Source organism: Streptomyces sp. NPDC050534, assembly GCF_044457745.1.
In the GTDB taxonomy this organism is placed as follows: domain Bacteria; phylum Actinomycetota; class Actinomycetes; order Streptomycetales; family Streptomycetaceae; genus Streptomyces.
This window is the reverse complement of record NZ_JBITHF010000009.1, coordinates 200,018-226,705: the sequence shown is the minus strand read 5'-3', so window position 1 is coordinate 226,705 and position 26,688 is coordinate 200,018. Positions and strand designations below refer to the sequence as shown.

Here is a 26,688-nt window from a genome sequence, read left to right as displayed (position 1 = left end):
CGTTCCTCGGCCGTTTAGCGTTGCGTGGATTGTGTTCCGGTGCGCTGCTGGGCCGCCGGGCGGAGGTATGCCGCCGAACCGAGGGGAGTGTCCGCTGTGCGTATGCGTGAAGGGCGGGAGGAGACCGAGGCCGCCGGGTACCGGATACGGCCGTCCGAGGACGGCGCACACGAGCGTCATTTCGCCCCGGGCCACGGCTCGATGACGCCTGCCCAGGCGATCGCCCTCCAGCGCACCGCGGGCAACACGGCGGTGAGCCGGGTGGTCGGGGAGGGCAGCGGGGCGGCGAAGATCCCCTGGGCTGCGCGAACCACGAGCTCGAAGCGGACCCAGGACGACGTCGGCATCGAGCGGGGCGAGAGCCCGCCGCATCAGCAGCAGCGGGTCGACAAGGAGCAGCAGGCGACCAGGACCACGCGCAGCGGCAGGGCCGGGACGTCGGTGAAGGGCAAGGAGAAGGCGGAGGAGCCGGAGGAGATCGGCAATCCCACGCTTCAGTTCACCTCCCGTTACGTCGGCCCCCGGACGCAGTCGCTGGCCGGCAACCAGGAGATCGGCTTCGAGCAGGAGGCGACGCTGCGGCGGGCGGACGGGATGACGACGCCGGCGGAGGACGCGTACGACTTCTGGCAGGAGGTCACAGACGAGAACCGTCAGATCGCTCCGGACGCCGTGAACTACCGTCCCAAGAAGTCCAAGCGCCCGTGGGTCGTGGACGGCCCCTTCCGCCCGCCCTACAACTCCGAGGACGGAACCATCGTCAACGCGGCCGATCGCATCTCCTTCCACGACAGCCCCGGGTTCTCGGGCAACATGAGGATGACGAACGGCTACTGGCTCTCCTCCTACGAGGTCAGGTTCCGCTGGAAGGTCCGTCGCAAGCTGGGTGGCCGGTTCACCAAGAACGAGCCGTTCTGGACCAGCGACGAAATGGTCCACCGTGTGGAGTCGGTGTTCGACCCCCAGAACCCGGACGCGCCGGCGCCGATCACCGCGGACCCGGCGGGCAACCGCACGTGGAACGTCGAACTGCCCAACTGAGACGGCCCTGCGCGAGGGCGGGCCCTGCCGAGCTCAGGGCCTGCGCCGTACGACGGCGAGGTAGGCGAACGCCTCGCCGTCGCGTGGTGCCCGGGTCCAGGACCGGGTGGTGAAGGTGGGGAGTCTGCCTCTGGTGAGGGCGAAGCGGGGGAGTGAGAGGCCGAGTTCGGTGTGCAGGGCCTGCAACACTCGTACTTCGCAGTCCAGTTCGGTGTCTCCTGGGCGGAACAGCCGTGCGGGGTCGAGGGCTTCGGGTATCGCGCCGGATCGGTCGATCTCCCGGCCCTGCACGGTGAACGCGTAGAGCTCCACGCCCTGTTCGGCCACCGACAGGTGGAACGCGGCCGGGGGGCCCTGCGGGGACGAGGACCTCGGCTCGCGCCAGACCACCACCGCGCGTCCGGAGGAGGAGGCGGCGGGTGCGGGGGACAACAGCCTGTTGTTCAGGTGGTGGTGGGAGTAGCCGTCGAAGGCGAAGGCCCACCTCTCGGCCGTGCGCCCGGCGGCGACCACGGCGCGGTCCTCCCAGAGTTCCACGCCCTCCCGCTCGTGGGGTTGGGGGGCCCGCCGGGAGGCCATGCGCGGATCGGTGGGCGCGCTCAGTTCCGCGCCTTCCTCGCCGATCAGGGTGGGCAGGCAGGCGGGGTCGAGCCCCTCGGCCCAGACACAGCGGTACCCGTCGATCCCCCACCGGTTCGCCTCATGCTCCGTGAGCCAGGCCAGCCCCGGCGGGTCGAGATCGGGCACCGGTTCGGGAGCAACTCCCTTATGTCCGGCCCGTGGTGTGGCGAGGATCTCCCGCCCACGCTCGGGGGTGATCAGCGGACCCAGGACCGGATCGGCGAGCAGGCCGATGGGCGCGATCAGCAAGGGCCCGGGAGCCTCCCAGTGCGGAAGCGCGTCCCGCAGGACCCGCCACGCGGCGTCATTTCCTCCCCAACGGGCCAACTCCCGTGCCTCGGCCACGGCCTGGCCCCATGGACCCTCGGGCGCGTATCGATGGGTGCCGCCGCGCATCGCGCCCAGCACCGCCTCAGCGGTCTTCCGATCGACGCCGCGAGCGGCCATCATCCCCAGCCAGTGGTCGTCCTCGCCCGGCCTCCCTGAGCCGCCACGAGCCGGCGTCAACGCCTCCAGGGGCAGAATCTCGGGCAGGTAGCGCGAGTCGGCCACCAGATTGCCGTAGCCCGGGGAGGTACGCGGCTCCGGCAGCTGCCGGAGCTGGTTCAGCAGGGCGGCGCTGCCCGGCCGCCCGTAGGACGCTGCCTCCACGAGCAGGGCCAGAGCCTCCTCGTGCCGTCCGCGCAGGGCCAGCAGGCGGGCCTCGTCGACATGGGCGTCCTGGGCGCGCGTGGTCGCGTTCACGAAGTCGGCTCGAGCCGCCCGGTCGGCGTGGAAGCCGCGGTACATGGCCTCCATGTACGCGCGGAACGACGGGTACCGGTCGGGCAGTTCACCGCCCCAGGCCTTGTAGACGTAGAGCGCCCACTCGCCGTCCTGGTCGCTGTCGCCCGGGTCGAGCAGGGCGTACGACGCGTCGGAGTCCGTCTCCAGTCGCAGCGCGCGCCGCCACATCCCGGCCAGCAGGACGTCCTCGTAGGACGGGTCGTCGCCGAGATCCTCCTCGTACTGCGAGGTCAGGTCGTATGGATCCCGGAACCAGTCGATGTCCGCGGCACCGCCGAGCTGATAGACACCGGCCATCTGGTCGACGTGCCACCCGTCGCTCACGGCCAGGAACTCCCGGTAGGAGGGCGGCAGCCGGCGCCCCAGCCGCTCCTCGGCCGCGGCGATCGCCGCCTCGTCCGCCCCGGGCCTGCTCGGAGTGGCGGCGGTCCGCCCTCCGTCCAATTGGTCGCCCGCGCGTGGAACCCATTCCTCCTGCCAGCGTCTTAAGAATGTGTGCCAGTCAAAAGGTCCTCTACTCATGATCGGATGGTCTCAGCCGGCACTGACAACGCTGCGCCGACGGTCCATCTCGAGAGCCTTTCACGGCTCGGGACGCCGTCCGCCTCGGTGGGGAGCTGGGCCTTTGAGCTGCTGCCCTTGGTGGTGTGCGTCGATGGCCGCACTCTACGACATGTAGTAGGTTAAGCCGCACAGGACGTAGTAGATCCGGTGGCGGCCGTCCATGGTCCTGTCCCGCCTGTACGACACGGGCGTGCCGGCAGGGCGCCCGGTCGGCCGCGGCCATGCCCGCGAGCCCGTGCGGGCCGAGACGGCCCTCACGAAGTCACTCAGCAACGGAGACGGAAAAGACACGTGCCGATCAAGGTGAGCGTCGTGATCCCGGTCTACAACCCGGGCCCATACATCGAGGACTGCATCGCCTCTCTACTGCGCCAGAGCCTGCCGGGCGACGAGTACGAAGCGATCTTCGTCGACGACGGCTCCACCGACGAGACGCCCGAGCGGCTGGACCGGCTCGCCGCCGAGCACCCCCACATGCACGTCGTTCACCAAGAGCCCTCGGGTTGGTCGGGCAAGCCCCGCAACGTCGGCATCGAGGCTGCCAAGGGTGAGTTCATCCAGTTCGTGGACAACGACGACTGGCTGGGCGACGAAGCTCTTGAACGTATGTACAACTACGGCGTGGAGCACAACGCCGACGTGATCGTGGGCAAGATGGTCGGCAAGGGCCGCCCGGTGCCGCGGGAGCTGTTCCGAAAGAACCGCCCGTACGCGAACGTCGAGAACGCCCCGCTGATCGACAGCCTCACCCCGCACAAGATGTTCCGCAAGGCGTTCCTGGACAAGCACAACCTCCGCTACATGGAGGGGCGCCGCCGTCTGGAGGACCACGTCTTCGTCACCGAGGCATACCTGCGGGCGGAGAACGTCGCCGTTCTCAGTGACTACCTGTGCTACTACCACGTCAAGCGCGACGACGCCTCGAACGCGGGCTTCCAGCGATTCGATCCGGTCGGCTATTTCAAGAACCTCCGTGAAGCCCTCGACGTCGTGGAGGAGCTCACCGAGCCCGGCCCTTTGCGCGACCGGCTCTTCCGCCGCTGGCTGCGCAACGAGATGGTCGAGAGGATGCGCGGGCAGCGGCTGCTCAAGCTGCCCGCCGACTACCGCCGGGAGCTGTTCGACGAGATCCACAAGGTGGTCGTCGAACGCTTCGGACCTGGAGTCGCGGCCGGTCTGCAGACCACGCAGCGGATCGTCGCCGACCTGATCGTGGCCGACCGGCTCGCCGACCTCGAGGAGTTCGCCCGGTGGGAGTCGGGGATCAAGGCCTCCGGCGTCCTCGAAAGCCTCGGCTGGGAGGGCGGCAAGCTGACGATCGGCCTCACCGCCGAGTACAAGTCGGGCGGTGAGCCCATCACCTTCCGTGCCGACGGCGACAAGGACCTGCTCGTTCCGCCCTTGCCACGGGCCAGCCTGGACGCCATCGCCCAGCTCGGCGCGGACACCTCCGCCCCGCTGGCCAAGTCCAAGGTGGACGTCGTCGTGCGTGAGCGCGTGTCGGCCGCGGAGTTCTTCCAGCCTGTCGAGTTCACCCGGGAGAAGGCCGCCGTGAAGGGGCGGCAGGGATACTTCCGGCACATCTTGCGCGCCACCGCACGGCTCGACCCGCTGACGGCGGCCAACGGCGTCGCACTGGACGCGGGTATCTGGGACGTCTTCGTCCGCATCACCGCCTGCGGCTGGACCAAGGACACCCGCCTCGGTTCCGTGCGCAGCGAGGAGGCCGGCCGCGGACGCCGCGCCGCCGTCGTCGGCTCGCCGGCCCGCCTGGTCCTGCCGTACTGGACCGACCCGCACGGCAACCTCTCGCTCGACGTCGACCAGAGGACCGACAGGATCTCGTACGAGTTCGCCGGCCTCACCCCTGCCGACGTCACCGTGGCCACCGGCCCCGACCGTCTCACCGTCGCCCTTCCGCTCCACATCCAGGGCGAGAGCGAGGCGACCCTGAAGCTGACGAACGTCGCCACCGGCCGTTCGGCCGACCTCTCCGCCACCGTGAGCGCCCGCCTGACCGGAGGCGCCGAGCTGCGTGCCGGTCTACCGCTCGGTGAGCTGGGCGACGGTCAGTGGCGGCTGGAGCTGATCATGCCGTCGAGCGGAGCCGGCGAGCCGGTGGCACTCCCGCTGGCCCTCGACGTCCCGGCGAGTGGTGGGGCAGCGGTCAGGCATCTCGCTGCCGCGGCCGCCGACCTGGCAGCCAAGGATCCCGGGCGTCGCAGGCCCGCCTCGCGCCGTGCGGGGCTGACGTTCCTGCGCCGCGCGGCCGGCAAACTCCGCCGGGCTCTGAAGAAGTAACCGACACCACGCGAGCAAGGATCAATACGTGCGACCACTGGGCATCGAGGGCGCTTGGGTACTGGAACCCAAGGTCTTCCCCGACGACCGCGGCAGCTTCCACGAATGGTTCCGCGGCGCCGAGTTCCGTGAGGTGACCGGCCAGAACCTCAATCTGGCCCAGGCCAACTGCTCCATCTCCAAGCGTGGCACCCTGCGCGGCATCCATTTCGCCGATGTTCCGCCGAGCCAGGCCAAGTACGTCACGTGCGTGCTCGGCGCGGTCATCGACGTCATCGTCGACATCCGCGTCGGTTCACCGACGTACAAGCGGTGGGAGGCCGTCCGCCTCGACGACCAGACCCACCACGCCGTCTACCTGTCCGAGGGCCTCGGCCACGCCTTCTTCGCCCTGACGGACGACGCGACGGTCGTCTACCTCTGTACCGAGGGTTACGCCCCCGAGCGTGAGCACGGTATTAACCCGCTGGACCCGGACCTCGCCATCGAGTGGCCGGCCGGCATCGACCCCCTGTTGTCCCCGAAGGACGAACAGGCCCCGACGCTGGCCGACGCGGAGGCACAGGGACTGCTCCCCTTGTATGAGGACTGCGTCACATACCGCAGGACCCTCCGCGTCGACTGACAGCTGCTCAGGTGCAGGACGGGCCCTTCCGATGACACACGGAAGGGCCGAGGTCTTTGTCCCATTAGCGTTTCTTGGGGAACGTGGAAGGGCCCGTAGCCCTCCTCCTGGGTGTCGGAAAGACCACGGGCAAGGAAACCGGGGATTGAGTGGCATGGGCTTGACCAGCGAGACGACCGTGTACGTGATGGCGGCGGTGTCCGTCATTTGTGTGGCGCTGTTGGTCTGGCTCTGGCCACGGCTTGCCAAGCAGGGTCTGTGGCAGGTGCTCGGACGGCTGGCGGCCGTCGGAGTGACCCAGGTGGCGATCATCGCCGCCTTCGCCTGCTGGCTGAACTCGTCGTACCAGTTCTTCGGCTCGTGGGGCGAGCTCTTCGGCAACGTCGACACCGCTCCCGTCGGTGTCACACAGGCGGCCGGGAACAACGGCGACGGGTCACTGACCGGCGTCTCCGTGAAGGGGGCATTGGTGCAGCCCTCCGGCGACGGGCGGTTGAGCAAGGTCAGCGGGCTGCCCACCGGCCCCGCAGCGGTGAACGGGCGGGTCGAGTCGGTGAAGGTCATCGGCCGCCGCACGGGTGTCGTCGACCCGGCCTACGTCTACCTGCCGCCGCAGTACTTCCAGAAGGCGTACCACAGGCAGCGCTTCCCGGTGATCGTCGCGCTCAGCGGCTACCCGGGCAGCATCTTCAACCTTGCGCAGTACCTGCGGGTGTCACAGACCGCCGGAGAGCTGCAGAAGAGCGGCCAGATGCAGCCGACCATCATGGTGATGATCCGGCCGACGATCGCTCCGCCGCGTGACACCGAGTGTGTGAACGTCCCGGGCGGACCGCAGACCGAGACCTTCCTGGCGAAGGACCTCCCGCAAGCCCTGAAGTCCGTCTACAGGGTGGGGCACGACGCCAGTTCCTGGGGTGTCATGGGCTACTCCTCCGGCGGCAGCTGTGCCCTGCAGCTGACGATGCGCAATCCCCACGTGTACACGACGGCCGGTGCCCTTTCGCCCGACTACAAGGTCAAGGACGACCCGACGACCGGCAATCTCTTCGGCAGCGGGCTGGGCCGCGTGAACCGGGTCAACGGGCACGACCTCATGTGGCGGCTCAAGCACCTTCCCGTGCCCCAGGTCTCCGTCCTGGTCGCCGACAGCAAGCACGGTGAGCGGGGATACACCCAGACCCTGGCCTTCATCAAGGCCGTCAAAGCACCCATGCGTGTCGTCTCGATCCTGCCCAACCAGGGCAGCCACAACTTCCCGACCTGGGTACGGGAGATGCCGGCCACCCTGAAGTGGATGAACCAGCAGCTGACCTTCCCCCAGGACGTCGTGCCGCGGCACCTCCACAAGCCGGGCCACACCACGGTGCGCGCCTCGGGCGCCGAGCCGTCGAAGCCTGCCACCAGGCGCAGGTGACGTAAGGCGGCACGGGGGCCTGTGCCCGTGCCGTTCTACGGGCTTGGTTGGAGCCGCCGCGCCGACACGGCGGCTCCAACCCCGGTCCTCCGGGCGCGTTGACGGTGGATACTCCCGCGTCTCGCAGGCGCGGAGGACCGTGCGCGAGGAAGAGGGGAGGGGAGCCTCGTTCCTCGCGTCGGCGGCGGCCACCGCACCTGCTGGGGCGGCCGGCCCATGGCCTTTCCTGCTCCCGAGGGTCACTCGGCAGCCGACGTTCAGAAGTGACGTCCCTCGACGGTACTCCGCATCCGACCGCCCGGCTCCTCTCGCGTCGGTATGAATACGCGGCCCCGTCGGCACGTGCGAACGGGAGCCGGACGGAGGGCTGTTGAGGGCGCCGAGCGTGGGAGGCGATGACTGCGTCCGCGACCGCAATCTGCGGCTTCCGGCACAGCCCTGAACCGCCGCGGGCGGAGTCGGGTGCGCACGCATGCGAAGAGGTGGGCCACCCCGGGAGGTGGCCCACCTGGCGGCGTCGGTTCAGTGAGCGGCGCCGTCTACCGGATCGTCAGTGGCGGTCTCCGTCGCGGTCTCCGTCGCGGTGTCCGTCACGGTCTCCGTCGCGGTGGTCGCCCCGGTGTTCGCCGCGGTCTCCGTCGCGGTGGTCGCCCCGGTGTTCGCCGCGGTCTTCGTCGCGGTGGTGGCGGCCCCAGGAGGCGTCGTCGACGAAGCGCCCATGGTCGTTGCGCAGGGTCGCGGTGTCGGCGAAGCGGTCCCACACGTACATGCGCCGGTCCTGGTAGAGGTCGGTCCTGGTGTCGCGGCCCATGCCGGTGTGCACGCGGACGGTGGAGCGGCCGTCCAGGCGGTAGTGGTGGAAGGTGTAGGTGTGGCCCTCCCTGTCCGCGAGGGTCCAGCCGTCGAGGTTCACCGTCCGGCGGGAGTTGTTGGTGATCTCCACCCACTCCCTGTTCAGGGAGCGGTTGGAGCGGGTTTCCCGGTCGGGGGAGACGTGCTGCACGTCGCTGATGACGACCTCGGCGTGCCGGCGGCCGTGGTCGTGGTCGTGGTCGGCGGCTGTGGCCGGCAGCGCGACCGCGCCCACGATGCCGGCGGCGATGGCGGCGGCCGCGGTCATACGACGGACGGAAGAAGCAGCGGACACTAGGTCCTCCTTCATGAGGAGCGCACACCCCAGCCCGGAGCGGCATCGAAAACGCAGGCGGGTGGGGTGCGTTGTGCTGAGCGTGAGGCCGGTCGGCCGCACAACCGCATCGTGCAACTTGTGCACCGGGTGTATGGGGGAATTGCGAAGGGTATTGCAGATCTCACAGGTTTCTGTGACTCTCGGATGTATTGCCCATTTAATGGCTGAATGTTCTGTGTTGACGAAGTGTCAGGCGCATATTCCTTGGCAATACTGGTGCGCCGCGTCTGTGCGCCGGCTTCCGCCACCCCACCTCGATGAGGGTGTTCACCCGAAAGTGAGTAACAGGCCGGGGCCGCCGTGCGGGTGAGCGGGACGGGACCTGTGGGGAAGGTGATCACCCGTGCGTAGTCAGGAAGCGTTCAGGTAACCGCTGGCACGGTCGTGCCTCATGACCTACGAACTGTCCGACACACCGGAAGCCTCACTGGACGCGAATGGCCCCGTGCGCCACGCACGCCGCCTGGGCTGGAACAAGGTGCCCGAAGTCACCGTCTACTTCTGGATCATCAAGGTCCTGTGCACGACGGTCGGCGAGACTGCGGCCGACCTGCTCAACGAGAAGGCCGGTCTCGGCCTGACCGGCGTCTCGGTGCTGATGAGCGCCCTGCTGGCGGTCGTGCTGGTGGTCCAGTTCCGCACCGCGACCTACCGGGCGGGCGTGTACTGGCTGGCCGTCGCCCTGATCAGCGTCGTCGGCACCCTGATCAGCGACAACCTGACCGACAACATGGGGGTGCCGCTGGAGACCAGCACAACGGTGTTCGCGGTCGTCCTCGCCGTCGTGTTCGTCGTCTGGTACCGGCGGGAGCGAACCCTGTCCATCCACAGCATCGACACCCGGAGCAGGGAGTCCTTCTACTGGCTCGCGGTCCTGTTCACCTTCGCCCTGGGCACCGCGGCCGGTGACCTGGTCTCCGAGCGGATGGACCTCGGCTACTGGCTGTCGGCCATCCTCTTCGCCCTGGCCATCGCGGCCGTGGGGGTCGCCCACTTCGCCCTCGGCCTGGACGCGGTGTGGAGCTTCTGGATCGCCTACATCCTCACCCGCCCCCTCGGCGCCTCGATCGGCGACTACCTCTCCCAGCCGACCGGCGACGGCGGCCTCGGCTTCGGCACCGTCGTCACCAGCGTGCTGTTCCTTGCGGTCATCCTCGGCCTGGTGGTGTACCTGTCGATCACGCGCAAGGACGTCGCCGACCGTGCGAGCGTGACCCGGCAGGCGGCCTGAACGGCTTGGCGGCGTGCGGAGCGGAGTGGTTCCGACGCCGACAAGGTCGTCCAGCACGGCCACACACGAGGCGGGCCGACGCATCACACGGCCCGCCTCGGCGCGGGGGCGGGCACACCATCGTCGTAGATGTGTCCACGCTATTGCGGGAGTTGGCCATCCATTCGGGCGCCCGGGAGACGTGGAACCGACCACGTTGCGGTTTGCGGCGGGCGAGCTCATGCCCGATGACGTCCCGGGCGACTATGCGTCACATCCTATGAGCGGAACCACACTTGAGTCCCAACTCCCGCCTGCGCCTCCGGGCTCGCGCATCCAGGTGAACGGCAGCGTTCAGACCGCGCGCCTGTGAACTCCGTTCTCAGAAAGTTCTGTTGGCCTCGTTGACATGCCGCAAGCTCAGGCGTTTCACTCAACTCTCGTGCATGGCAACGTTGTCAGGTGGTTCGGGTGACCGGCACTGTTGCCTGTCGTCGGCGTGCGCCCTTTTCGGCACGCCGGCTCCTCATGTGCGAAGTGGGAAACGCTGCGGAGGCAACAGATGGTCAGACCCCGACGTTCAGCTGAGCCACGTAACCGCAAAAGATTCCGCCGGCGCCTGGCCGTGGTGTCCGTCCTGGGCATCGTCGTGCTTCCGCTCCCCGCGATCGGAGGCGCGCATGCCGCGAGCGCCGCGGCGCCGGCGCTTGTCGGGGACCCCGCGTCCCTGGTCAACCCTCTCATCGGGACGTCCGGCGCGGTGGACACCTTCCCCGGCCCCGACATGCCGGCCGGCATGGTGCAGTGGGGTCCCGACACGACGCCCGACCGCCCCTCGGGCGGCGGTTACGAGTACGACGACAAGAAACTCTCCGGCTTCAGCCTCACCCACGTCTCGGGCCCCGGCTGCGGCGTCGCGGGAGACCTGCCCATCCTGCCGGTCACGGGCGCGCTGTCCGGCAGCCTCGGCAGCACGTCCGTCGGCTTCAGCCACGACGACGAGAAGGCGGGCATCGGCTCCTACAAGGTGACCGACGCCAACGGCGTCACGACCCGGCTGACCGACACCACCCGCGCCGGCCTGGGCGCCTTCACCTTCCCCGCGGGGCAGCAGGCGAACCTGCTGTTCAAGCTCAGCGGTGGCGCCACGCAAGTGGACGGCACCCGTGTCCAGGTGGTGAACAAGAAGGAGATCAGCGGCTCGGTCGACAGCGGTCACTTCTGCGGCGCGAGCAACAGGTACACGCTGCACTTCGACATCAAGTTCGACCAGCCGTTCACCACGAGCGGCACCTGGGTCGGCGGCACGATCAACCCGAGCGCGACCTCGCTGAAGGCGGGCAAGGTACGGCAGAACCTGCAGACGCACCCGTCGGCACCGCTGAAGGAGAAGCACTTCACCGTTCCCGCGGCGCCGTCCCCGACCGTGCACGGCACCAGCGGTGGCACGCACACCGGCAGCCCGTCCCCGGCACCGAGCGCCGGCAGCACACCCCGGACGTCCGCCGGCAACAACGCGGCGAGCAGTGCGGCCGAACCGCCCACGACCGGCGCCAACGGGATGTACCTGACCTTCGACACCTCCTCCAACACGACGGTGCGCGCGAAGGTCGGCGTCTCGTACACGACCGACACGGGCGCCGCGCTCAACCTCTCCCGCGAGATCAAGAACTGGAACCTCGACGCCGTCGCCCAGGCCAACCACGACGCCTGGAACGCGGTACTGAAGAAGGTCCAGGTCGGCGGCGGCTCCACGGACCAGCAGGTGCAGTTCTACACCGCCCTCTACCACGCGCTGCTGCACCCCAACGTCTTCTCGGACGCCGACGGCAAGTACATGGGCATGGACAACCAGGTCCACAAGCTGGCCAAGGGGCAACAGGCCCAGTACGCCAACTACTCGGGCTGGGACACCTACCGCTCCCAGACCCAGCTGATGGCGATGGTCGAGCCCAAGGTCACCAGCGACGTCGTCACCTCGATGCTCAACGGGTACGACCAGACGGGTCTGCTGCCCAAGTGGGCCTCGAACAACGGCGAGAGCTACGTGATGGTCGGTGACCCGGCCGCCGGCATCATCGCCGACGCGTACGCCTTCGGTGCCCGCGGCTTCGACACGAGCAAGGCGCTCGCCGCCCTGCAGCACGAGGCCACCGTCCCGAACAACGACCGCCCCGGCGAGTCGGTGCGGGACGCCAAGGGCTACCTCCCGCTGGACGAGAACGACTACGGCTGCTGCAACTTCTACGGCCCGGTCTCCACGCAGTTGGAGTACGACTCCGCGGACTACGCCATCGCCGCGTTCGCCAAGTCGCTGGGCAAGACGTCCGTCTACACGAAGTTCGCCACCCGCGCTCAGGACTGGATGAACGTCTTCAACCCGCAGACCGGCTACATGCAGGGCAAGAACAAGAACGGCCAGTTCGCGGGCGGTTTCACCCCGGGCACCTCCAACGGTTTCGTGGAGGGCACGTCGGCCCAGTACACGCCGATGGTCCCCTTCAACCTGCGGCAGCTGATCCAGGCACGGGGCGGCACGAAGGCGTACTCGTCCTACCTGGACAGCCTGCTGGACAACGTTGCCCACCCCGGCGGCACCGATGCGGACCTGAGCAACGAGCCCAGCGTCGAGATCCCTTGGGAGTACGCCTACACGGGCGAGCCGTGGAAGACCCAGGCGGCCGTACGTGACGCCCAGCAGAAGCTGTACTTCAACGCCCCGGTCGGCTCCTTCGGCAACGACGACCTCGGCGCGATGAGTTCCTGGTACGTCTGGTCCGAGCTCGGCATGTATCCCGAGACCCCCGGCGCGGACACCCTGGTGCTCGGCAGCCCGGCGTTCCCGGTGGCCAAGGTGACCCTCGGCAGCGGCAAGGCGGTGCAGATCAAGGCGCCGCAGGCCGCGCCCGACGCGCCGTACGTGCAGTCGCTCGACGTCAAGGGCAAGGCGTGGAAGACCTCCTGGCTGACGTACCAGCAGTTCGCGGGCGCGGGCACGCTCGACTTCACGCTCGGCACCCAGCCCAACACCTCCTGGGCGTCCGGCCCGTCCGCGGCGCCGCCGTCGGACACCACGGGCGGTGACCGGGTACTGGCCGCGACCGGTCCCACCAGCGACGGCCTGGTCCTCGAGCCGGGCGCGTCCGGTGACGCCACGCTGAAGCTGACCAACCTCGGCAGCAAGTCCGTCACGGCCGACTGGAAGGCGACCGCACCCGACGGCGTCACGCTCGACACGGCGTCCGGCTCACTGACCGTGGCCGCCTCGGGCAGCGCCGAGACGAAGGTCCATGTGACGGCGGGCTCGAACGAAGGAACCTTCCCGGCCACCTTCGCCCTGACCGACCACTCGACCGGCGCGGCACTGGGCAGTGCGACCCTCCGCGTGGCCGTGGCCAAGGCCGGTGCGCTGTGGCCGTACGACACCAACGAGGGCATCTTCCCTGACGGCGCCGGCTTCTCGTCCGGGTTCGACGGCGGCGGCTGGGCGTACTCGCAGAACGCGCTGTCGACGGCAGGCGTCACGAGCGGCTCCACCATCACGGCCGACGGCATCTCCTACACCTGGCCGACAGTGACCTCCGGTCAGCCCGACAACCTGGAGATGGCCGGCCAGACCATCCCCATGCCGGCCGGCACCTCCGGTGCGTCGCTGGGCCTGCTGGGCGCGGCGGCCAACGCACCGACCGACGGCAGCGGGGTCTCGGGCACGCTCACCGTCACCTACACCGACGGCACCACCACCAAGGCCACGGTGGGCTTCTCGGACTGGACACTCAACGGAGGAGGGAGCAAGCCGCTTCCGGATGACACGACCGCTGTCACCACGGCCTACCGCAACACCGCGAGCGGAAGCCGGGACGGCGTCAAGACCTACGTCTTCGCCACGAAGGTCGCCCTCGACGCCTCCAAGCAGATCGCGTCGATCACCCTTCCGGTGACAGGCTCCACGGGTACGGGCCACCTGTTCGCCTACGGCTACGGCCACTGAGGCACGGCCCTAGCCACCCGCGGGCTGGTTCCGGGCATCATGCCCGGAACCAGCCCGCTTTGGCCGAACCGGCCATGGATGAACGGTTCGTGAGCTGTTCGCCCAGCCGGCACGCCCGCACGATGGAGCAGGAAACGGCCATGACCAAGGAGGAGAAGAGATGAGTCTGCGCAAGCGCGCGATCGCCGTGGCATTCGTGGCAGCGGCCGCGTTCGGCGCCCTCGGCGCACCGGCGATGGCGGCCCCGATGCCGTGGGAGACCAGCAGGACGCCCACGGTCACCACCCACGACAGCGCTGCCACACCGGCCGGCGGCAGCGGCACGGTCACCATTCTGTGCGGAAACCCCTGCTACCAGTAGGCGGCCACCGCAGAGCCGTCAACCCCTCTGCCCAACGGGAGCCGTGATCTCCAGTCGTGCCCCCTGAGTTCGGTCGGATGCCGGGCCTGCCTCCACTTCGATCTCCCCGGGTTCCACCGTGCGGCAGAGGTCCCGGTCGACGGAGGCCAGCGTGTCGTGGTCAATCGCGAACACCGCCTCCACCTCACCGCCGGGAGCGATGTCGAGGCGGGCGAAGCCGCGCAGTTCACGGACGCGCGGCCAGGACGTGCCGCCCGACAGACGGCGGACGTAGAGCTGGACCGTTTCATGCGCCGGCCGCGACCCCGTGTTGCGGACGGTGACCCGGCACGTCAGATCCGGTGCGTCGGCGCCGACTTGGCGGCTCGACAGGCGTGGAGGTCCCTACTCGACACTCGTGTACGACAGCCCGTGGCCGAAGGCGTGGCGTGGCAGGGCGCTCTGGTCGACGTAACCGCGGTAGCGGTGGTCCTTTCCGTTGTAGAAGACGGGCAGTTGGGCGGCCGAGCGGGGTACGGACCGCAGTTGTGTGCCGTCCACGTCGAGGACGGCAAAGAGCTGCAGGTGGCTCGACGACACGGGCGGGCCGCGAACCTGGAGACGGCAGGAGCGCCGGTCGAAGTGATGGAGGTGCCCGGCGCGGACCACGTAGGGCATGGCATCCCCGATGATCAGGTCGAGGAGAGCTTCCTGCACAGCCTCGGGTGGGCCATGCGAGTGGTGGGCTCGCGGGGGACGCACGGTTGAGCGGCGGGCTGTCGGCGGTCGTAGACGGGCGCTCGCTGATCTCCACCTGTACCTCCACCCATGGGTCCAGGTGTGCGAGACCTCGTGTCAGCACGATGGAGACATGACCACGACCGACTGGATCACCGACATCGCCCTCGTCCTCATCGTCTTCCGGCAACTGCGGGAAGCCCGACTGGACCTCAAGTCCTACCTGATTCCGCTGGGGATCGTGGCCTTCGTGGCCTCGCACTACCTGCACAGCGTGCCCACCGCAGGCAACGACCCGGTGCTGATCGGCGCCCTGGTCGCCGCCGGGGCGGCGCTCGGCATCGCCGGCGGCATCTTCACCAGGATCCGAGCGGCAGGCGGACACCTCCTGATCAAGGCGGGCGCCGTCTCCGCCCTCCTGTGGGTGCTCGGCATGGGCGCGCGCATGGTCTTCCAGGTGTGGGTCGACCACGGCGGCGCCGACGACGTGGCCCGCTTCAGCCTGACCCACCACATCACCACCGGCGACGCCTGGGTGGCCGCGTTCGTGCTCATGGCGCTCACCGAGGTGATCACCCGCCTGGCCACGATCTTCATCCGGAGCCGCATGGTCGTCCGCGAGGACCAACTCCCCGCGGGCCCGCGCCCCGTGACGGCATTCGACCGCACCGCCTGACCGTGGGCTATGGTCGCGCCGTGTCCGCATCCGAGAGTGTCACCGCCCTCGGCCCGCCCCCGGAAACGGGGTCCGGCCCGAGGGGCGTGCCCCGCCAGGACCCCCGTCTGCACGGCGCCATCACCCTGGGCATCATCGCCATCACCTTCGCGACCGTCCGGCCGCTGGGAGTGGAGGGCCGCGGCCTGGCAGTGGTCGTCCTGCTCGCGGTCAACTCCGTCGCCCTGATGGCCCGGCATCTGTCCGAGGTCAGGCTCCCGCCCCGCGCCGCCCTTGTCTGGCTGACCGGCGGCGTCGCGGCGGCCGCAGCCCTGATCGGTGTCGGCCGCAGCGGCCCTGTCTACCTGTTCGCGTACTTCCTGGTCGGCCACGTCGGCTACCGGCTCCCGCTCAAGCAGGCCCTTTCCCTCGCGGCCCTGTGCAGCCTGTTGTGCGGTGCGGTCCTGTACTTCCGTCTCGGTCCCGGCCACGATCAGCTCACCTGGACACTGGGCCTGACCACCGGCATCCCGGTCGTGGCGGGAATCCTCAGCCGCAGCAGGCAGCGCGCAGTGGAGGCGATGATCCAGTCCGCCGAGTCGTCCGAGCGGGCCGCCCGCGCGGAGGCCCAGGCCGCCGTGCTCACCGAGCGCAGCCGTATCGCCAGAGACGTCCACGACGTGCTGGCGCACTCGCTGGCCGGGATCAACATGCAGCTGGAACTGGCGGACGCCTTGATCGACACCGGAGATCTGGAGAAGGTCCGCGAGGCGAACAGCAAGGCGCACAGCATGGTCAAAGAGAGCCTGAAGCAGGCCCAGTGGACCGTGCACGCGCTGCGCGAGGACGCCCTCCCGCTTCTCGAGAGCCTGACGGCTATGGCCGAATCCTCGGGTCACCGTGACGCCCTCACGGTCACCGGAACCGTGCGCGAACTGCCCACGCGGGTCACCCAGAACCTGCTGCGGATCGCGCAGGAAGCGCTGACCAACGCCGCCCGCCATGCTCCGGGCGGCGGCGTCAGGGTGGAGCTGGCCTTCGATGACGCGTCAACGACGCTGAGGGTGCGTAACACTCCCGCGATCCGCGAGGTGACCGCGGGCGTCGGCAGCGGAATGGGCCTGATAGGAATGCGCGAACGGGTCGCCCTGCTGGGCGGCACACTCACCGCCGGCCCTGTCACCGAGGGACCGGACCGCGGCGGCTGGCAGGTGGAGGCAGTGATCCCGGGATGAGTGAACCGACAGAGAAACCGCAGCAGTTGAAGGTGATCGTCGCCGACGACCAGGCTGCCGTCCGCGAGCCCTTGGCCGCCGTGCTCGGCATGTCCGAGGACATCGAGGTCGTCGCCGCCGCGGCGGACGGGAGCGAGGTCCTGGCCGCCGTCGCCGCCGCAGCGGTGGACGTCGTCCTGATGGACCTGCGCATGCCCGTGATGGACGGCATCGAGACGACGCGCCGGCTGAGCGAGGAGCATCCGGACACCGCCGTGGTGGTACTCACCACCTTCGCCGACGACGACTCGATCCTGGCCGCCCTGAGCGCCGGCGCCCGCGGCTATCTGACGAAGAACGCGGGACGCCAGGACATCCTCCGCGCGATCCGGGCCGCCGCCGCGGGACAGTCCGTCCTCGACCGTGAGGTCCAGGACCGTCTGCTGGCCACCGTGCGCACCCGCCCGCCGGCGCCCGGACAGGCGTTGCCCGCAGACCTCACCCCCCGCGAACGTGAAGTGCTCACCCTCATCGGCCAAGGTCTGCCGAACCGGGCCATCGCCCAGCAGCTCTTCATCAGCGAGGCCACAGTCAAGACACACATCAACAACCTGTTCGCCAAAGCCGACATCCGAGACCGCGCTGACGCCGTCCGCCGCGCCCTCGCCGCGGGCCTGGCCTGACATCCGAAGCACTTGGGGCGCGAAATCCGCCTGCGTCGGCGAGAGGTTCGGCGCATGCGGCCCTTGCTTCCCGCGCCGTCAGCGCGCGCAGCGAGTCCAGAGCGCGTCCCGGGTGACACTGGTCGAGTGATCGTCGAACGGGCGTATGTCCATCTCTCCTCATACGACGAGGACACCTGGCCGTGGTCGGTGCCCTGCGTGCGTCAACTGCTCGGCGAAGGGCTGCGCTTCACCGCGCCGGTAACCTTCCTCGTCGGTGAGAACGGCTCGGGGAAGTCGACCCTGGTCGAGGCTCTGGCCGAGGGGTTCGGCCTGGATTCCTACGGCGGCTCCCACGACTGGCGCTACGCCTCCTCGCGCGGCAAGTCCGCGCTCGGCGAGCGGATGAGGTTCGACGCGACCTCACGCGGGCGCCGGATGCTCACCAGCTGGTCGGCCCGCAAGGGGTTCTTCCTGCGCGCCGAGACCGCGCTGGACGCCCTGGGCAGGGAGGGTTTCTCGCCGGATTCGGTCAGCCATGGTGAGGGCTTCCTCGCGGCGTTTCGCGGGAAGTTCCTGCACACCGGGCTCTACGTTCTCGACGAGCCGGAGGCGGCGCTCTCCTTCTCGTCCTGCCTCGAGCTGATCGGGCACCTCGACCGGCTGGCCAAGGAAGGCGGCCAGGTCATCTGTGCCACGCACTCTCCTTTGCTGACCGCCCTGCCGGGCGCGGACATCGTCGAGGTGGGGGAGCACGGCATGCGGAGGGTTGCCTGGCGGGAACTCGGCATCGTTGATCACTGGCGCCGCTATCTTGCCGACCCGTACGCCTATCTACGCCACATCGTCGAACCGTAGGCGGTGCCCCTGGACTGTTGTGCGGTCCACCAGGTCGGTCGTGGCATGCGCCGGCGTTAGGGTCGTCGTATGAGCGTCGCACCTGGTCCGGGCATGGATCCCACGTTGCTGCCGAAGGCTGAATTCGCCTTCCCGGGTCCGCTGCGCGACCGGCTGGTTGCTGCGATCCTCGACGTGTCCAAGACCGCGACCACCGGACTGCTGACGGAGTACGAGCGCGAGGGGGAGCCGTTGCCGTCCGTCGGCCGGCGTTCGGTGGTGGTCGGCTCGGACGACCGTGCGGTGGCAGTCATCGAGGTGACCGGCGTGCGCGTCGTGCCGCTGGGGGATGTCGACATCACCCATGCGCGGGACGAAGGCGAGGGTCACACGACCGTGGCCGAATGGCGGGCCGGCCACGAGGAGTTCTGGCACAGCGAGGAGATGCGCCAAGCGCTCGGCGATCCTGGTTTCACGGTGGACGACGCGACCCCGGTCGTTCTTGAGCGGTTCCGCGTTGTTGCCCGCTTTAACCGAGCGTGTTGATCAACTGCTGTTGCGCCCAGCGTAGTTGGCCGCGCAACGGGTTGTGGGCGGGCGCGCGGGCGGGAATGGGGCGCCGAGTTCGGCTGCCGCCTCTGCAACGCCCCGACGAGGAGACGTTCGTTGTCAGTGGCCCGTGGCACGATCACAGGTGTGGCATTCAGTGATGAGCACGCCATCGCGAAACTGGCCGGCGAGCATGGCGTTCCCGCCGACGTGGCAGCGGAACTGGCGGGGCTGCTGCGGCCGTGTGTCTTCCTGGTGACGTACGACGGCCTGCCTGAGACACGCCGGGCGGATGTCCGCCCGGCCGGGCGGACCGGTGGACTGCCCGCGCTCCCGGAGGGCGTCGAATGGCCCAACGGCGCGCCCTTCGTGCTGACCGTCGACTGCGCGGCCCTGCCGCGCGACTCCATCGACATCGAACTGCCCCTGGACGGGCAGCTGTTGTTCTTCACCACTTTCAAGTACGAGCCGGAGAACTCGGCTGTTCTCCATGTCCCCCCTGGTGTCCCGACCACGGACGACCCGCCGTCGAAGGACCTGGACGACCACGAGGCTGAGCCCTACGAGCCGCGCACGCTGTACCCCCTGCCCGGTTTGAGCATCGACCACGACTGGTACAGCGCGCCCGCGACCGCGCAGTTCGCCGACGGCAGCACGGACCACCATGAGGTGCTGGACCGCTTCGTGGAAGCCGTCGTGAACAGCGTCCAGGACGGGCCCCTGCCCAACGCCGTTGCGCAGATCGGCGGATTCTCCAACCAGTGGCAGGTGCCGCCCGACCAGGACGGCCTTGTTCTCCTGGCCCAGATAGCCGGAAACGGCGTCGATCACAGCTTGTTCACCCTGAACCTGATCGTGGGCACCCGCGATGACATCGCCGCCGGGCGCTGGGAGAACCTTCAGTACGAGCAGCAGTAGTCAACATGGCCCGGCGTTGAGGGACCGGGTTTGGAGGTAGCGCCCAACTGGCTGCTGGGTGGGCTCCTCCGTCTAGACACCCCTATGGGGTGGCAGGGACGCGTGACTCACGCCCCGCAGTCCACGCGTGCTCGCCCCTGCGGGCGAGGACGTGGGAAGCGTTCCGGTCGGCGTGGGCAACGACCCCGCACCCCCGGCAGATGAAAAGCCCCTGGTCGACACGGTTGCGCTTGTCGACGTGACCGCACTCGGCGCACGTCTGCGACGTGTACGCGGGATCAACGAAGACCAGGGGCACGCCCGCCCGCTTGGCCTTGTAGACGATGAATTCTCCGAGCTGGGCGAAGGCCCAGGAGTGGAGTGCGACCCGTTGGGGCTTGCGAAGCCGTACCCTTTGCCGGATTCCCTTGAGCTCTTCCAGGGAGATCCCGGCCGAGGTGCGTTCAGCCTCGGTCACGATCGTCTTGGCGATGATGTGGTTGGTGTTCCTGACGTGCCGCTGCTCGCGACGGGAGCGCTCCTTCAACCGGCGCTTGGCGGACTTGGTGCGCTTGGTCTGGAGCTTGGCCCGCAGGGCACGCTGCCGCTTGCGGTACCGGTTGAGCTGCCGTCCGGCGGCCTGGTAGCCGGTGGATGTGGTGGCGATGTTGACGATGCCCAGGTCCACGCCGAGGAAGCGGTCCGGCTCGTAGGGCTCGGCCTCGGGAACCTCGCACGTGGCGATCAGGTAGAAGACGCCGTCACGCTCGATCAGGTCGGACTCGCCCTTGCGGTACTGCTGGAGCACCTTGAGCGCGCCGGCGGAGCAGACGAAGCGGACATGCTTGAGCCGTCCGGACGTGGTCCAGATCGACACGGTCTGCTGGTCGTACTGCCAGCTCAAACACCGGTCGTCATACGGCTGCGCGGCCTCGGGCCGGAACGTGATCGGCTTGGACTGCGCCTTGCAGCGGCGCTTGGAGCCCTCCTTGCCGAGATTCCCGGCCCGGATGTTCGCCTTCAAGGTGGTGTAGGCGTCGCGCACCTTCTTGATGGTGTGCTGGGCGGCCTGCGCCCCGAGCCCTTCGGCCTTCAGGCGCGGGTAGGTGTGCTTGCGCAGCTCGTACTCACGCGGCACCCCGTGGGCGAACGCCACGTCGGATACCCAGCATGCCAGATCGTTGACCGTGCGCAGGGTCGCCGACAGCGCGGCGGCCTGGTCGGCCTCCGGCATCAGCTTCACCTGCGTCACGATCTTCATACCGGGCATCGTACGACAGTTGATCTATGTCACCACGCTGGGAGCCAAACCCCAACATCCGCGCCGTACGGTCGTCTACACCCTCCATGCCCACTTGGTCTTCACCCCCAAGTACCGGCGCGGCCCGTTCACCGACGAGATCCTTGCGCGCTGCGAAGAGATCATGCGGGCCGTATGCGCCGACTTCGAAACCGAGCTGGTGCAGTTCAACGGCGAACGCGATCACGTCCACCTGCTCGTGCACTACCCGCCCAAGATCGCCATCTCCAGACTCGTCGGCAGCCTCAAGGGCGTCTCCGCCCGCAGGCTCCGCCAGGAGTTCCCCGGCCACATCCGCACGTACCTGTGGGGCGACCACTTCTGGTCCCCGTCCTACTTCGCCGCATCCTGCGGCGGCGCACCGCTGGCGATCATCAAGGAGTACATCGGGAACCAGAAGCATCCCGGCTGACGCCAACAGGACGGCCCGTGCACCCGTACGGGTCACCCCCATCTCGAGAAGCGCTTCCTCCCGGGCGCGAACGCCCGGGGCTCCGCGCTAGATCATGCTGAAACTGCGTACCGCGTGCGACAACTGGCGTACGAGTTGCCCGTCCCCCCGTCCCTTCCCTCCCGTCACCGGAGGCGAGGGCGGTCCGGCCGGTCCCGAGACCGTAAGCATTGTGCGCGCCCCAGCTCACCGAGCTGTGGTTAGCCTCGGACCATGAGCAGCGAGACGGGGTGCGATCGTCGATGAATCATGTGCCGCTCTTCTGTGATGTCGCCTTGGCGCAGCGCATCGAGCAGGCCGAGGGCCGGCTCATGGCCGCGGCCGTCGAGGCCGGCCGGCAGCGGCGGGGCGACGGCTCCGCTTTCGTGAGACAGGTGGCCGGCGGAGTGGCCACGTTCGCAGAGGACGACTCGCCCTTCAACAAGATCGCGGGGCTTGGATTCGGCCCGTTGCCCGACACGGCCACGCTCGACAACATCGAACGGGCCTTCGCCGATCGCCATGCTCCCGTGCAGGCCGAAGTGGCGAATCTGGCCGACCCGGCGGTCGGTGCTCTGCTGACGGATCGCGGATACCGGCCGGTGTCGTTCGAGAACGTGCTCGGACTTGACCTGCGAAACGGTCACGAGGGGGTGGCGCCGGCTGCCATCGAAGTCCGAGTCAGCCGCGTCGAGGAGTTCGATGTGTGGCTGGACGTCGTCGCGGACGGTTTCGCCCACCTCGACGGCCAAGGCGTGCCCTCGCACGAGGCTTTTCCGCGTGAGGTGCTGGCCAATGCCGAGCGGGACTTCGCCGCGGCCGGTGTGGTGCACTATGTCGCGCTGCGCGACGGCGTCGTGGCCGGAGGCGGCAGCCTGCACATCGCGGGCGGTATCGCCCAGCTGACGGGCGCGGCGACGGCCCCGGCGCACCGCAGACGCGGCGTTCAGACGGCCCTGCTCTCGGCCCGGCTCGCCGACGCTGCCGCCGCCGGCTGCGACATCGCCGTCGTGACCACACAACCGGGCTCCAGGTCTCAGCAGAACGTACAGCGCCGGGGATTCGACCTTCTGTACACACGTTCCGTATTCGTGAAGGACGTCCCGACGGGCGGGAGGGCGGCGTCCGATGTGCGCGTCGTGGAGTACGACGGCGTACGGGAAAGGATCAGGCCGCTCTTCGAACTGGCCGAGGACTCGCCGGTTCAACTCGCCTCCTACATCGAGGACGGACGGGTGCTCGTCGCGGTGCGGGGAGCGGACGTGGTCGGTCATCTGCAACTGGTGGCGACGGACCGGGCCGACGCGTTCGAGATCAAGAACATGGCCGTGCGGGAAGACCTTAGGCGCACCGGGGTGGGCGGCCGTCTGGTCTCCCGGGCCGTCGAACTGGTCGCCGGCGCATCCGGCCGACGTCTGCTGGTCGCGACCGCCGCAGCCGACATCGGCAACCTGGGCTTCTACCAGCGGCAGGGATTCCGTATGCGGAGCATCGAGCGGGACGCCTTCACCGCCCGTACCGGTTACCGGCCCGGCTTCCTCATCGACGGCGTGGAACTCCGGGATCGGGTCTGGCTCGACTACGTGCTCGATCCTTCCGCGCGTGACTCCGAAACCCGTAGGTCCGACGTGCGGTGAGCACGGTGGAGCCAGGCGAAGGTGCGAGTCCGGAAGCGGTCAACGCGAGGCCAGAGCCCGTCCATTCGTCGGGTCGGCCAGCGCGGACCGTGCCAGATCGCGTAGCCACAGGTGTGCGGGGTCGGTGTCGTAGCGCTGATGCCATGACAGGTACACGGAGGCCGGCGGCAGGTCGAAGGGCAGGGGGAGCAGAACCAGGCCGAGATGCGCGGCCGCCGAGCGCGTCGTGGACTCGGGGACTGTGACGAGGAGGTCGGAATTACGCACGAACTCGAACGCGGCGCCTTCGGTGGGCGCGGTCGCCACCACGCGTCGGGTGTGGCCGAGTCGTGAGAGCGCGTCATCGAGGGCGTTGCCGAGCCTTCCGCGCCGCGAGACGGTGATGTGTTCGGCGGCGGCGTACCGCGCGGCGGTGACGGTCTTGACGCGGGTCAGGGGGTGGCCCCGGCGCACGACGATGACGTGATGGGTCTCGGTGACGCGGTCGGCGTGGATCTCGGGTGCGGTGGGGCGGTCGGCGTTCGCGGCCAGGTCGACCTCGCCGCGACGCAGCTCGGGGGTGTCCACGCTCGATTCCGCGATGAAGCGCAGACGCACGCCCGGCGCCTGGCGGCGCACGGCCGCGAGCAGCGCGGGGCCGCTGAGGGCGACGAGTGCGTCGTGCCAGCGGAGGGTGAAGGTGCGCTCGAGCGTCGCGAGGTCGAGTTCACGGCTCGGTGCCAGCACGCCCTGGACCTGCTGCAGCAGGTCATGCACCTGTTCCCGGACGGCGATCGCGTACGGCGTCGGCGTCATCGTGCGCCCTGTGCGGACCAGGATCTGATCTCCCGTCGTGCGCCGGATCCGGCCGAGGCTTCGACTCATCGCGGGCGCGGTGACGTGCAGGCGCTCGGCCGCTCCGGCCACGCTGCCTTCCTCCAGAAGAGCGTCGAGCGCGGCGAGTAGATTCAAGTCCAATTGCATGGCAGTAACTCTAGCCGTGCTTTACATGTACTTGAAGTTAATGTTCGTCCTACCTTCGAGATGCGGGCGCCGCACAGCACGGATCGCGCCCCATTGACTTCCTCACCCCATCTCGGACCGGAGTACCGCCATGCCCGAATCGCGTCAGAACACCGGTGTTTCCGCAGACGCCGGCTCCACATCCAGATTGTCGGCGGGATCCTGCTCGTCGGGATCGCGGCCCGGGTGGTGGTCAGGGCCGTCGAGGCCGGCCGGCGCCGACGGGACCCCGAGAACATGTGACTCAACCCGCGGCTGACGCTCCGAGCCTTCCGCTACCGCAGCGGCGCGACGGCCTCACGGAGCCATGCGTCCGGGCGGAGCCGCCGCGGCCTTCGAAGCGAATAGACAGCGCACAGAACCTACGGCCATCGTCCCGGTCATCGCCTGCTGCTACTACCTGGACCACCTGCCGCCCCGAGTTCAGTCGGAGCCGCCGCGGCGGCCGTGTTCGACACCCTCCTGCACTTCCTGTAGGTCAGCCTGCGCACGGCGTTCGTGCTCGGCGCTTGCCTGATCATCCTCGTACGTCTGCCGCGCGCCATCCGGGCACATCCGAGGGCACCGCGGACTCCGCGGCGCAGTGGGCGTACGGCCACCAGGTCCGCACCGGCCGGGTGGGCACCTGGGCCGAGGCGTACCACCGGTGGATCGCCCTGGCCGCCCTGCTGATCGTGGCCCTGGTCTTTGCCCTGTGGAACCACTCCAAGGCCTTGACCATCCTGCTGCTGGTCGTCATTCTGCTCGCCCTCCTCGCGCCGCCTCCGGTCGCATCGCCGGGCTACCCAGGCTGGATCCAGCCGCTCTGCAGCTACGACTTCGTCGAACCGGGCTGGGTCTTAGGGATGCGTGAGGTGAAGAACATGGCGAGGAGCGCGGCGAAGGCGAGGATGGCGACTGCGGCGCGCAGACCGTCGATCCTGGCCTCGGTGTTCGCGTCGAGTGCCGCCTGAGTCACCTTCTCGCTCGTGCCCGCTTCGTCGAGCGCGGACTTGAGCTCGGCGTCCGACAGGAACGGTACGCCGCTTTGGAGTTCGACCGTTGCCTGGCTCTTGACCTCGGCCGGGATCGCCGGATTGTCCTCAACGCTGGTGAGGAAGGAGGTCGTCATCGCGGCGATCAGGATCGACCCGGCGAGGGCCGTACCGATCGAGGCACCCAGGTTGGTGACGGAGTTCTGGACGCCGCCGACTTCCGCGCTCTGTGCTTCTGGCACCGCGGACACGGTGACCGATCCGAGCTGGGACGCCAGAGCGCCCATGCCCAGCCCGATCAACAGCAGGGGGATGGTGACGATCTCCGCACTGGCATCAGTGTCGAGCGCGGCCATCAGGACCACCGCGCCCGCGAGCAACGCGAGAACCCCGAGCCGCACCACCCGCCGGGGCGAGACGTGCGGGAGGTAGCGGGGGATCAGGATGGCGGCCGCCAGCAGTGTCACGGAGAGCGGTAGGAGGCGAGCACCGGTCTTGAGTGCGGACAGGCCCAGAGCGACCGACAGATAGAGCGGTACGACGAAGAAGACACCCATCTGAACGAGGTACTGGAAGAAGAACATCGTCAGGCCGCCGGTGAGCTGCTTGTTCTGCAGCAAGGCTGGGTCGACGAGTGGCTCCCTGTGCCGCTCCACCATGCGGGCCTCCCAGCGGAGGAAGAGCCAGACCAGCAGCAGACCGGCCAGCATCAGCCACACGACTAGCGAGATCCCGAGCCACGAGGGCGCGTCGGGCTTCGGCTGGAACCAGCCCCATTCGTCGGAGCGCAGCACGCCGTAGACGAAGATCCCGAGCCCGAGCGCGGACAGGACGGCGCCGACGAGATCGATGCGAGCGCCTTCACCGACCGGCGCGTCTGCGATGCGGCGGCCGAGCACGAGGATGCCGAGCACCACCAGGACCTCTCCGGCGAAGACCCAACGCCAGGAGAAGTATGTTGTCGCGACACCCCCGATGAGCGGCCCGACCGCGATTGCCACGGCCCCCGCGGCCGCGACGAGACCGTAGGCGGCGGGGCGGCGTTCAGTGGCGAAGTTGCCGGCCACGAGCGCGACGATCGCGGGCAGGATGAGTGCCGCCCCGATTCCCTCGAGGAACGACCAGCCGATCAGCAGCACGGTCAGGTTCGGTGCCAGGGCCGTGGTGAGGGAGCCGCAGCCGTAGATGACGCAGCCGATCAGGAACGCGCGTTTGCGGCCGATCAGCGCCCCCACCTTGCCGCCGGGGATCATGAACATCGCCATCACGAGGGTGTAGGCCGTGATGGCGCCCTGGATACCCGTCACCGTGGTGCCCACGTCTTCGGCCACCGTCGCGATCGAGACGTTCATGACCGAGCTGTCCAGCGCCATCAGGAACTGACCTGCCGCGAGCGTCAGCAGCACGGTTCGAGCCTTTGCCGAACTCTCGGCAGTGTTTGTCCCGGGTGCCATGCGTGTATCGTTCCAGCCGCCCCGGAGCGCGGACCCCGACCCGCCCCGGAGGTCGACCGGTTGGCGGAGTTACTTGAGCTAGCCTCCTCATGGCGTGAGAGAGATCAGGGGGCTGCCTCATAAGCCCGCGGACGCGCTCGTCGACTCGGAACGAGGCCGCGGACGCCACCGCATCGGATGCCTTTGCTCGCGCTTCTGACCCGTCTCTCCATCGATGTCTGGCCGAAAGCGCGACCGGAGATGCCCTTCCGATC

At 68.9% G+C, this 26,688-nt stretch carries 21 protein-coding genes and 1 pseudogene; 15 read left to right on the top strand and 7 right to left on the bottom strand.

Annotated elements, in window-relative coordinates; translation table 11 throughout:
* Positions 1–102: 102 nt before the first annotated feature.
* The gene (locus ACIBN2_RS28905) at positions 103–1,041 is read left to right on the top strand and encodes a hypothetical protein (protein ID WP_399138592.1); all 939 of its coding nucleotides are present in this window, start codon (positions 103–105) and stop codon (positions 1,039–1,041) included.
* 33 nt (positions 1,042–1,074) lie between these two features.
* Here the strand turns inward: ACIBN2_RS28905 and ACIBN2_RS28900 are convergent, their stop codons facing one another.
* Entirely contained in the window at positions 1,075–2,970 is a 1,896-nt protein-coding gene (locus ACIBN2_RS28900) for an SMI1/KNR4 family protein (protein WP_399138591.1), read from the bottom strand.
* Between the two features lie 333 nt (positions 2,971–3,303).
* Between ACIBN2_RS28900 and ACIBN2_RS28895 the strand changes: the two genes are divergently transcribed.
* From ACIBN2_RS28895 to ACIBN2_RS28885, 3 genes are all read left to right on the top strand, one after another.
* Positions 3,304–5,313: a glycosyltransferase family 2 protein gene (locus tag ACIBN2_RS28895; protein ID WP_399138590.1), complete on the top strand. Its 2,010-nt coding sequence runs from the start codon at positions 3,304–3,306 to the stop codon at positions 5,311–5,313.
* Positions 5,314–5,341: 28 nt separating this feature from the next.
* Positions 5,342–5,938 carry a dTDP-4-dehydrorhamnose 3,5-epimerase gene (rfbC, locus tag ACIBN2_RS28890; RefSeq protein WP_399138588.1) on the top strand — a complete coding sequence of 199 codons (597 nt, stop codon included), beginning with the start codon at positions 5,342–5,344 and terminating at the stop codon, positions 5,936–5,938.
* A 154-nt stretch (positions 5,939–6,092) separates the two neighbouring features.
* Complete coding sequence (locus ACIBN2_RS28885) at positions 6,093–7,355, top strand: alpha/beta hydrolase (protein ID WP_399138586.1); 1,263 nt, start codon at positions 6,093–6,095, stop codon at positions 7,353–7,355.
* A 550-nt stretch (positions 7,356–7,905) separates the two neighbouring features.
* Here the strand turns inward: ACIBN2_RS28885 and ACIBN2_RS28880 are convergent.
* Positions 7,906–8,475, bottom strand: a complete 570-nt coding sequence (locus ACIBN2_RS28880) for a lamin tail domain-containing protein (RefSeq protein ID WP_399138975.1) — start codon at positions 8,473–8,475, stop codon at positions 7,906–7,908.
* A gap of 460 nt (positions 8,476–8,935) precedes the next feature.
* Between ACIBN2_RS28880 and ACIBN2_RS28875 the strand changes: the two genes are divergently transcribed.
* The 3 genes from ACIBN2_RS28875 (at position 8,936) to ACIBN2_RS28865 (ending at position 14,106) form a co-directional block, all read left to right on the top strand.
* Entirely contained in the window at positions 8,936–9,775 is an 840-nt protein-coding gene (locus ACIBN2_RS28875; protein WP_399138584.1) for a hypothetical protein, read from the top strand.
* Positions 9,776–10,382: 607 nt separating this feature from the next.
* A complete protein-coding gene (locus ACIBN2_RS28870) occupies positions 10,383–13,745 on the top strand; it encodes a GH92 family glycosyl hydrolase (protein WP_399138582.1) in 3,363 nt (1,120 codons plus the stop codon).
* Positions 13,746–13,905: 160 nt separating this feature from the next.
* Complete coding sequence (locus ACIBN2_RS28865; RefSeq protein ID WP_399138580.1) at positions 13,906–14,106, top strand: hypothetical protein; 201 nt, start codon at positions 13,906–13,908, stop codon at positions 14,104–14,106.
* Between the two features lie 18 nt (positions 14,107–14,124).
* Here the strand turns inward: ACIBN2_RS28865 and ACIBN2_RS28860 are convergent.
* Positions 14,125–14,631, bottom strand: a pseudogene (locus ACIBN2_RS28860) (fibronectin type III-like domain-contianing protein); the annotation flags it as partial.
* Positions 14,632–14,956: 325 nt separating this feature from the next.
* Here ACIBN2_RS28860 and ACIBN2_RS28855 point away from each other — a divergent pair.
* The 6 genes from ACIBN2_RS28855 (at position 14,957) to ACIBN2_RS28830 (ending at position 19,658) form a co-directional block, all read left to right on the top strand.
* Positions 14,957–15,499, top strand: coding sequence for a hypothetical protein (locus ACIBN2_RS28855; protein WP_399138579.1), 543 nt, complete (start codon positions 14,957–14,959; stop codon positions 15,497–15,499).
* Positions 15,500–15,501: 2 nt separating this feature from the next.
* The gene (locus ACIBN2_RS28850) at positions 15,502–16,713 is read left to right on the top strand and encodes a sensor histidine kinase (protein WP_399138578.1); all 1,212 of its coding nucleotides are present in this window, start codon (positions 15,502–15,504) and stop codon (positions 16,711–16,713) included.
* On the top strand, positions 16,710–17,375 hold the full coding sequence (locus ACIBN2_RS28845; protein ID WP_399138577.1) for a response regulator: 666 nt from the start codon (positions 16,710–16,712) through the stop codon (positions 17,373–17,375). Before ACIBN2_RS28850 ends, ACIBN2_RS28845 begins: the two co-directional genes overlap by 4 nt.
* 126 nt (positions 17,376–17,501) lie before the next feature.
* The gene (locus ACIBN2_RS28840) at positions 17,502–18,212 is read left to right on the top strand and encodes an AAA family ATPase (RefSeq protein ID WP_399138575.1); all 711 of its coding nucleotides are present in this window, start codon (positions 17,502–17,504) and stop codon (positions 18,210–18,212) included.
* A gap of 69 nt (positions 18,213–18,281) precedes the next feature.
* Complete coding sequence (locus ACIBN2_RS28835) at positions 18,282–18,737, top strand: ASCH domain-containing protein (protein WP_399138573.1); 456 nt, start codon at positions 18,282–18,284, stop codon at positions 18,735–18,737.
* A 150-nt stretch (positions 18,738–18,887) separates the two neighbouring features.
* Positions 18,888–19,658 carry a DUF1963 domain-containing protein gene (locus tag ACIBN2_RS28830; protein WP_399138572.1) on the top strand — a complete coding sequence of 257 codons (771 nt, stop codon included), beginning with the start codon at positions 18,888–18,890 and terminating at the stop codon, positions 19,656–19,658.
* An 82-nt stretch (positions 19,659–19,740) separates the two neighbouring features.
* Here ACIBN2_RS28830 and ACIBN2_RS28825 read toward each other — a convergent pair whose 3' ends face one another.
* On the bottom strand, positions 19,741–20,898 hold the full coding sequence (locus ACIBN2_RS28825) for an RNA-guided endonuclease InsQ/TnpB family protein (protein ID WP_399138570.1): 1,158 nt from the start codon (positions 20,896–20,898) through the stop codon (positions 19,741–19,743).
* A 37-nt stretch (positions 20,899–20,935) separates the two neighbouring features.
* Between ACIBN2_RS28825 and tnpA the strand changes: the two genes are divergently transcribed.
* Positions 20,936–21,349 (top strand): IS200/IS605 family transposase, encoded by a 414-nt coding sequence (gene tnpA / locus ACIBN2_RS28820; RefSeq protein WP_399138974.1) that lies wholly within the window; start codon positions 20,936–20,938, stop codon positions 21,347–21,349.
* A 314-nt stretch (positions 21,350–21,663) separates the two neighbouring features.
* Positions 21,664–23,004 carry a GNAT family N-acetyltransferase gene (locus tag ACIBN2_RS28815; RefSeq protein ID WP_399138569.1) on the top strand — a complete coding sequence of 447 codons (1,341 nt, stop codon included), beginning with the start codon at positions 21,664–21,666 and terminating at the stop codon, positions 23,002–23,004.
* A 39-nt stretch (positions 23,005–23,043) separates the two neighbouring features.
* Here ACIBN2_RS28815 and ACIBN2_RS28810 read toward each other — a convergent pair whose 3' ends face one another.
* From ACIBN2_RS28810 to ACIBN2_RS28800, 3 genes are all read right to left on the bottom strand, one after another.
* Positions 23,044–23,967 carry a LysR family transcriptional regulator gene (locus ACIBN2_RS28810; RefSeq protein WP_399138567.1) on the bottom strand — a complete coding sequence of 308 codons (924 nt, stop codon included), beginning with the start codon at positions 23,965–23,967 and terminating at the stop codon, positions 23,044–23,046.
* A gap of 556 nt (positions 23,968–24,523) precedes the next feature.
* Positions 24,524–24,745 carry a hypothetical protein gene (locus ACIBN2_RS28805; RefSeq protein WP_399138565.1) on the bottom strand — a complete coding sequence of 74 codons (222 nt, stop codon included), beginning with the start codon at positions 24,743–24,745 and terminating at the stop codon, positions 24,524–24,526.
* 72 nt (positions 24,746–24,817) lie between these two features.
* The gene (locus tag ACIBN2_RS28800; protein ID WP_399138564.1) at positions 24,818–26,434 is read right to left on the bottom strand and encodes an MFS transporter; all 1,617 of its coding nucleotides are present in this window, start codon (positions 26,432–26,434) and stop codon (positions 24,818–24,820) included.
* Positions 26,435–26,688 lie beyond the last annotated feature (254 nt).

Bases quoted from the DNA above. Each gene is read 5' to 3' on its own strand.
- ACIBN2_RS28905 (WP_399138592.1), top strand. From the start codon at position 103: ATGCGTGAAGGGCGGGAGGAGACCGAGGCCGCCGGGTACCGGATACGG.
- ACIBN2_RS28900 (WP_399138591.1), bottom strand. From the start codon at position 2,970: ATGAGTAGAGGACCTTTTGACTGGCACACATTCTTAAGACGCTGGCAG.
- ACIBN2_RS28885 (WP_399138586.1), top strand. From the start codon at position 6,093: ATGGGCTTGACCAGCGAGACGACCGTGTACGTGATGGCGGCGGTGTCC.
- ACIBN2_RS28880 (WP_399138975.1), bottom strand. From the start codon at position 8,475: ATGACCGCGGCCGCCGCCATCGCCGCCGGCATCGTGGGCGCGGTCGCG.
- ACIBN2_RS28875 (WP_399138584.1), top strand. From the start codon at position 8,936: ATGACCTACGAACTGTCCGACACACCGGAAGCCTCACTGGACGCGAAT.
- ACIBN2_RS28865 (WP_399138580.1), top strand. From the start codon at position 13,906: ATGAGTCTGCGCAAGCGCGCGATCGCCGTGGCATTCGTGGCAGCGGCC.
- ACIBN2_RS28855 (WP_399138579.1), top strand. From the start codon at position 14,957: ATGACCACGACCGACTGGATCACCGACATCGCCCTCGTCCTCATCGTC.
- ACIBN2_RS28845 (WP_399138577.1), top strand. From the start codon at position 16,710: ATGAGTGAACCGACAGAGAAACCGCAGCAGTTGAAGGTGATCGTCGCC.
- ACIBN2_RS28835 (WP_399138573.1), top strand. From the start codon at position 18,282: ATGAGCGTCGCACCTGGTCCGGGCATGGATCCCACGTTGCTGCCGAAG.
- ACIBN2_RS28825 (WP_399138570.1), bottom strand. From the start codon at position 20,898: ATGAAGATCGTGACGCAGGTGAAGCTGATGCCGGAGGCCGACCAGGCC.
- ACIBN2_RS28810 (WP_399138567.1), bottom strand. From the start codon at position 23,967: ATGCAATTGGACTTGAATCTACTCGCCGCGCTCGACGCTCTTCTGGAG.
- ACIBN2_RS28805 (WP_399138565.1), bottom strand. From the start codon at position 24,745: ATGACGACCAGCAGCAGGATGGTCAAGGCCTTGGAGTGGTTCCACAGG.
- ACIBN2_RS28800 (WP_399138564.1), bottom strand. From the start codon at position 26,434: ATGGCACCCGGGACAAACACTGCCGAGAGTTCGGCAAAGGCTCGAACC.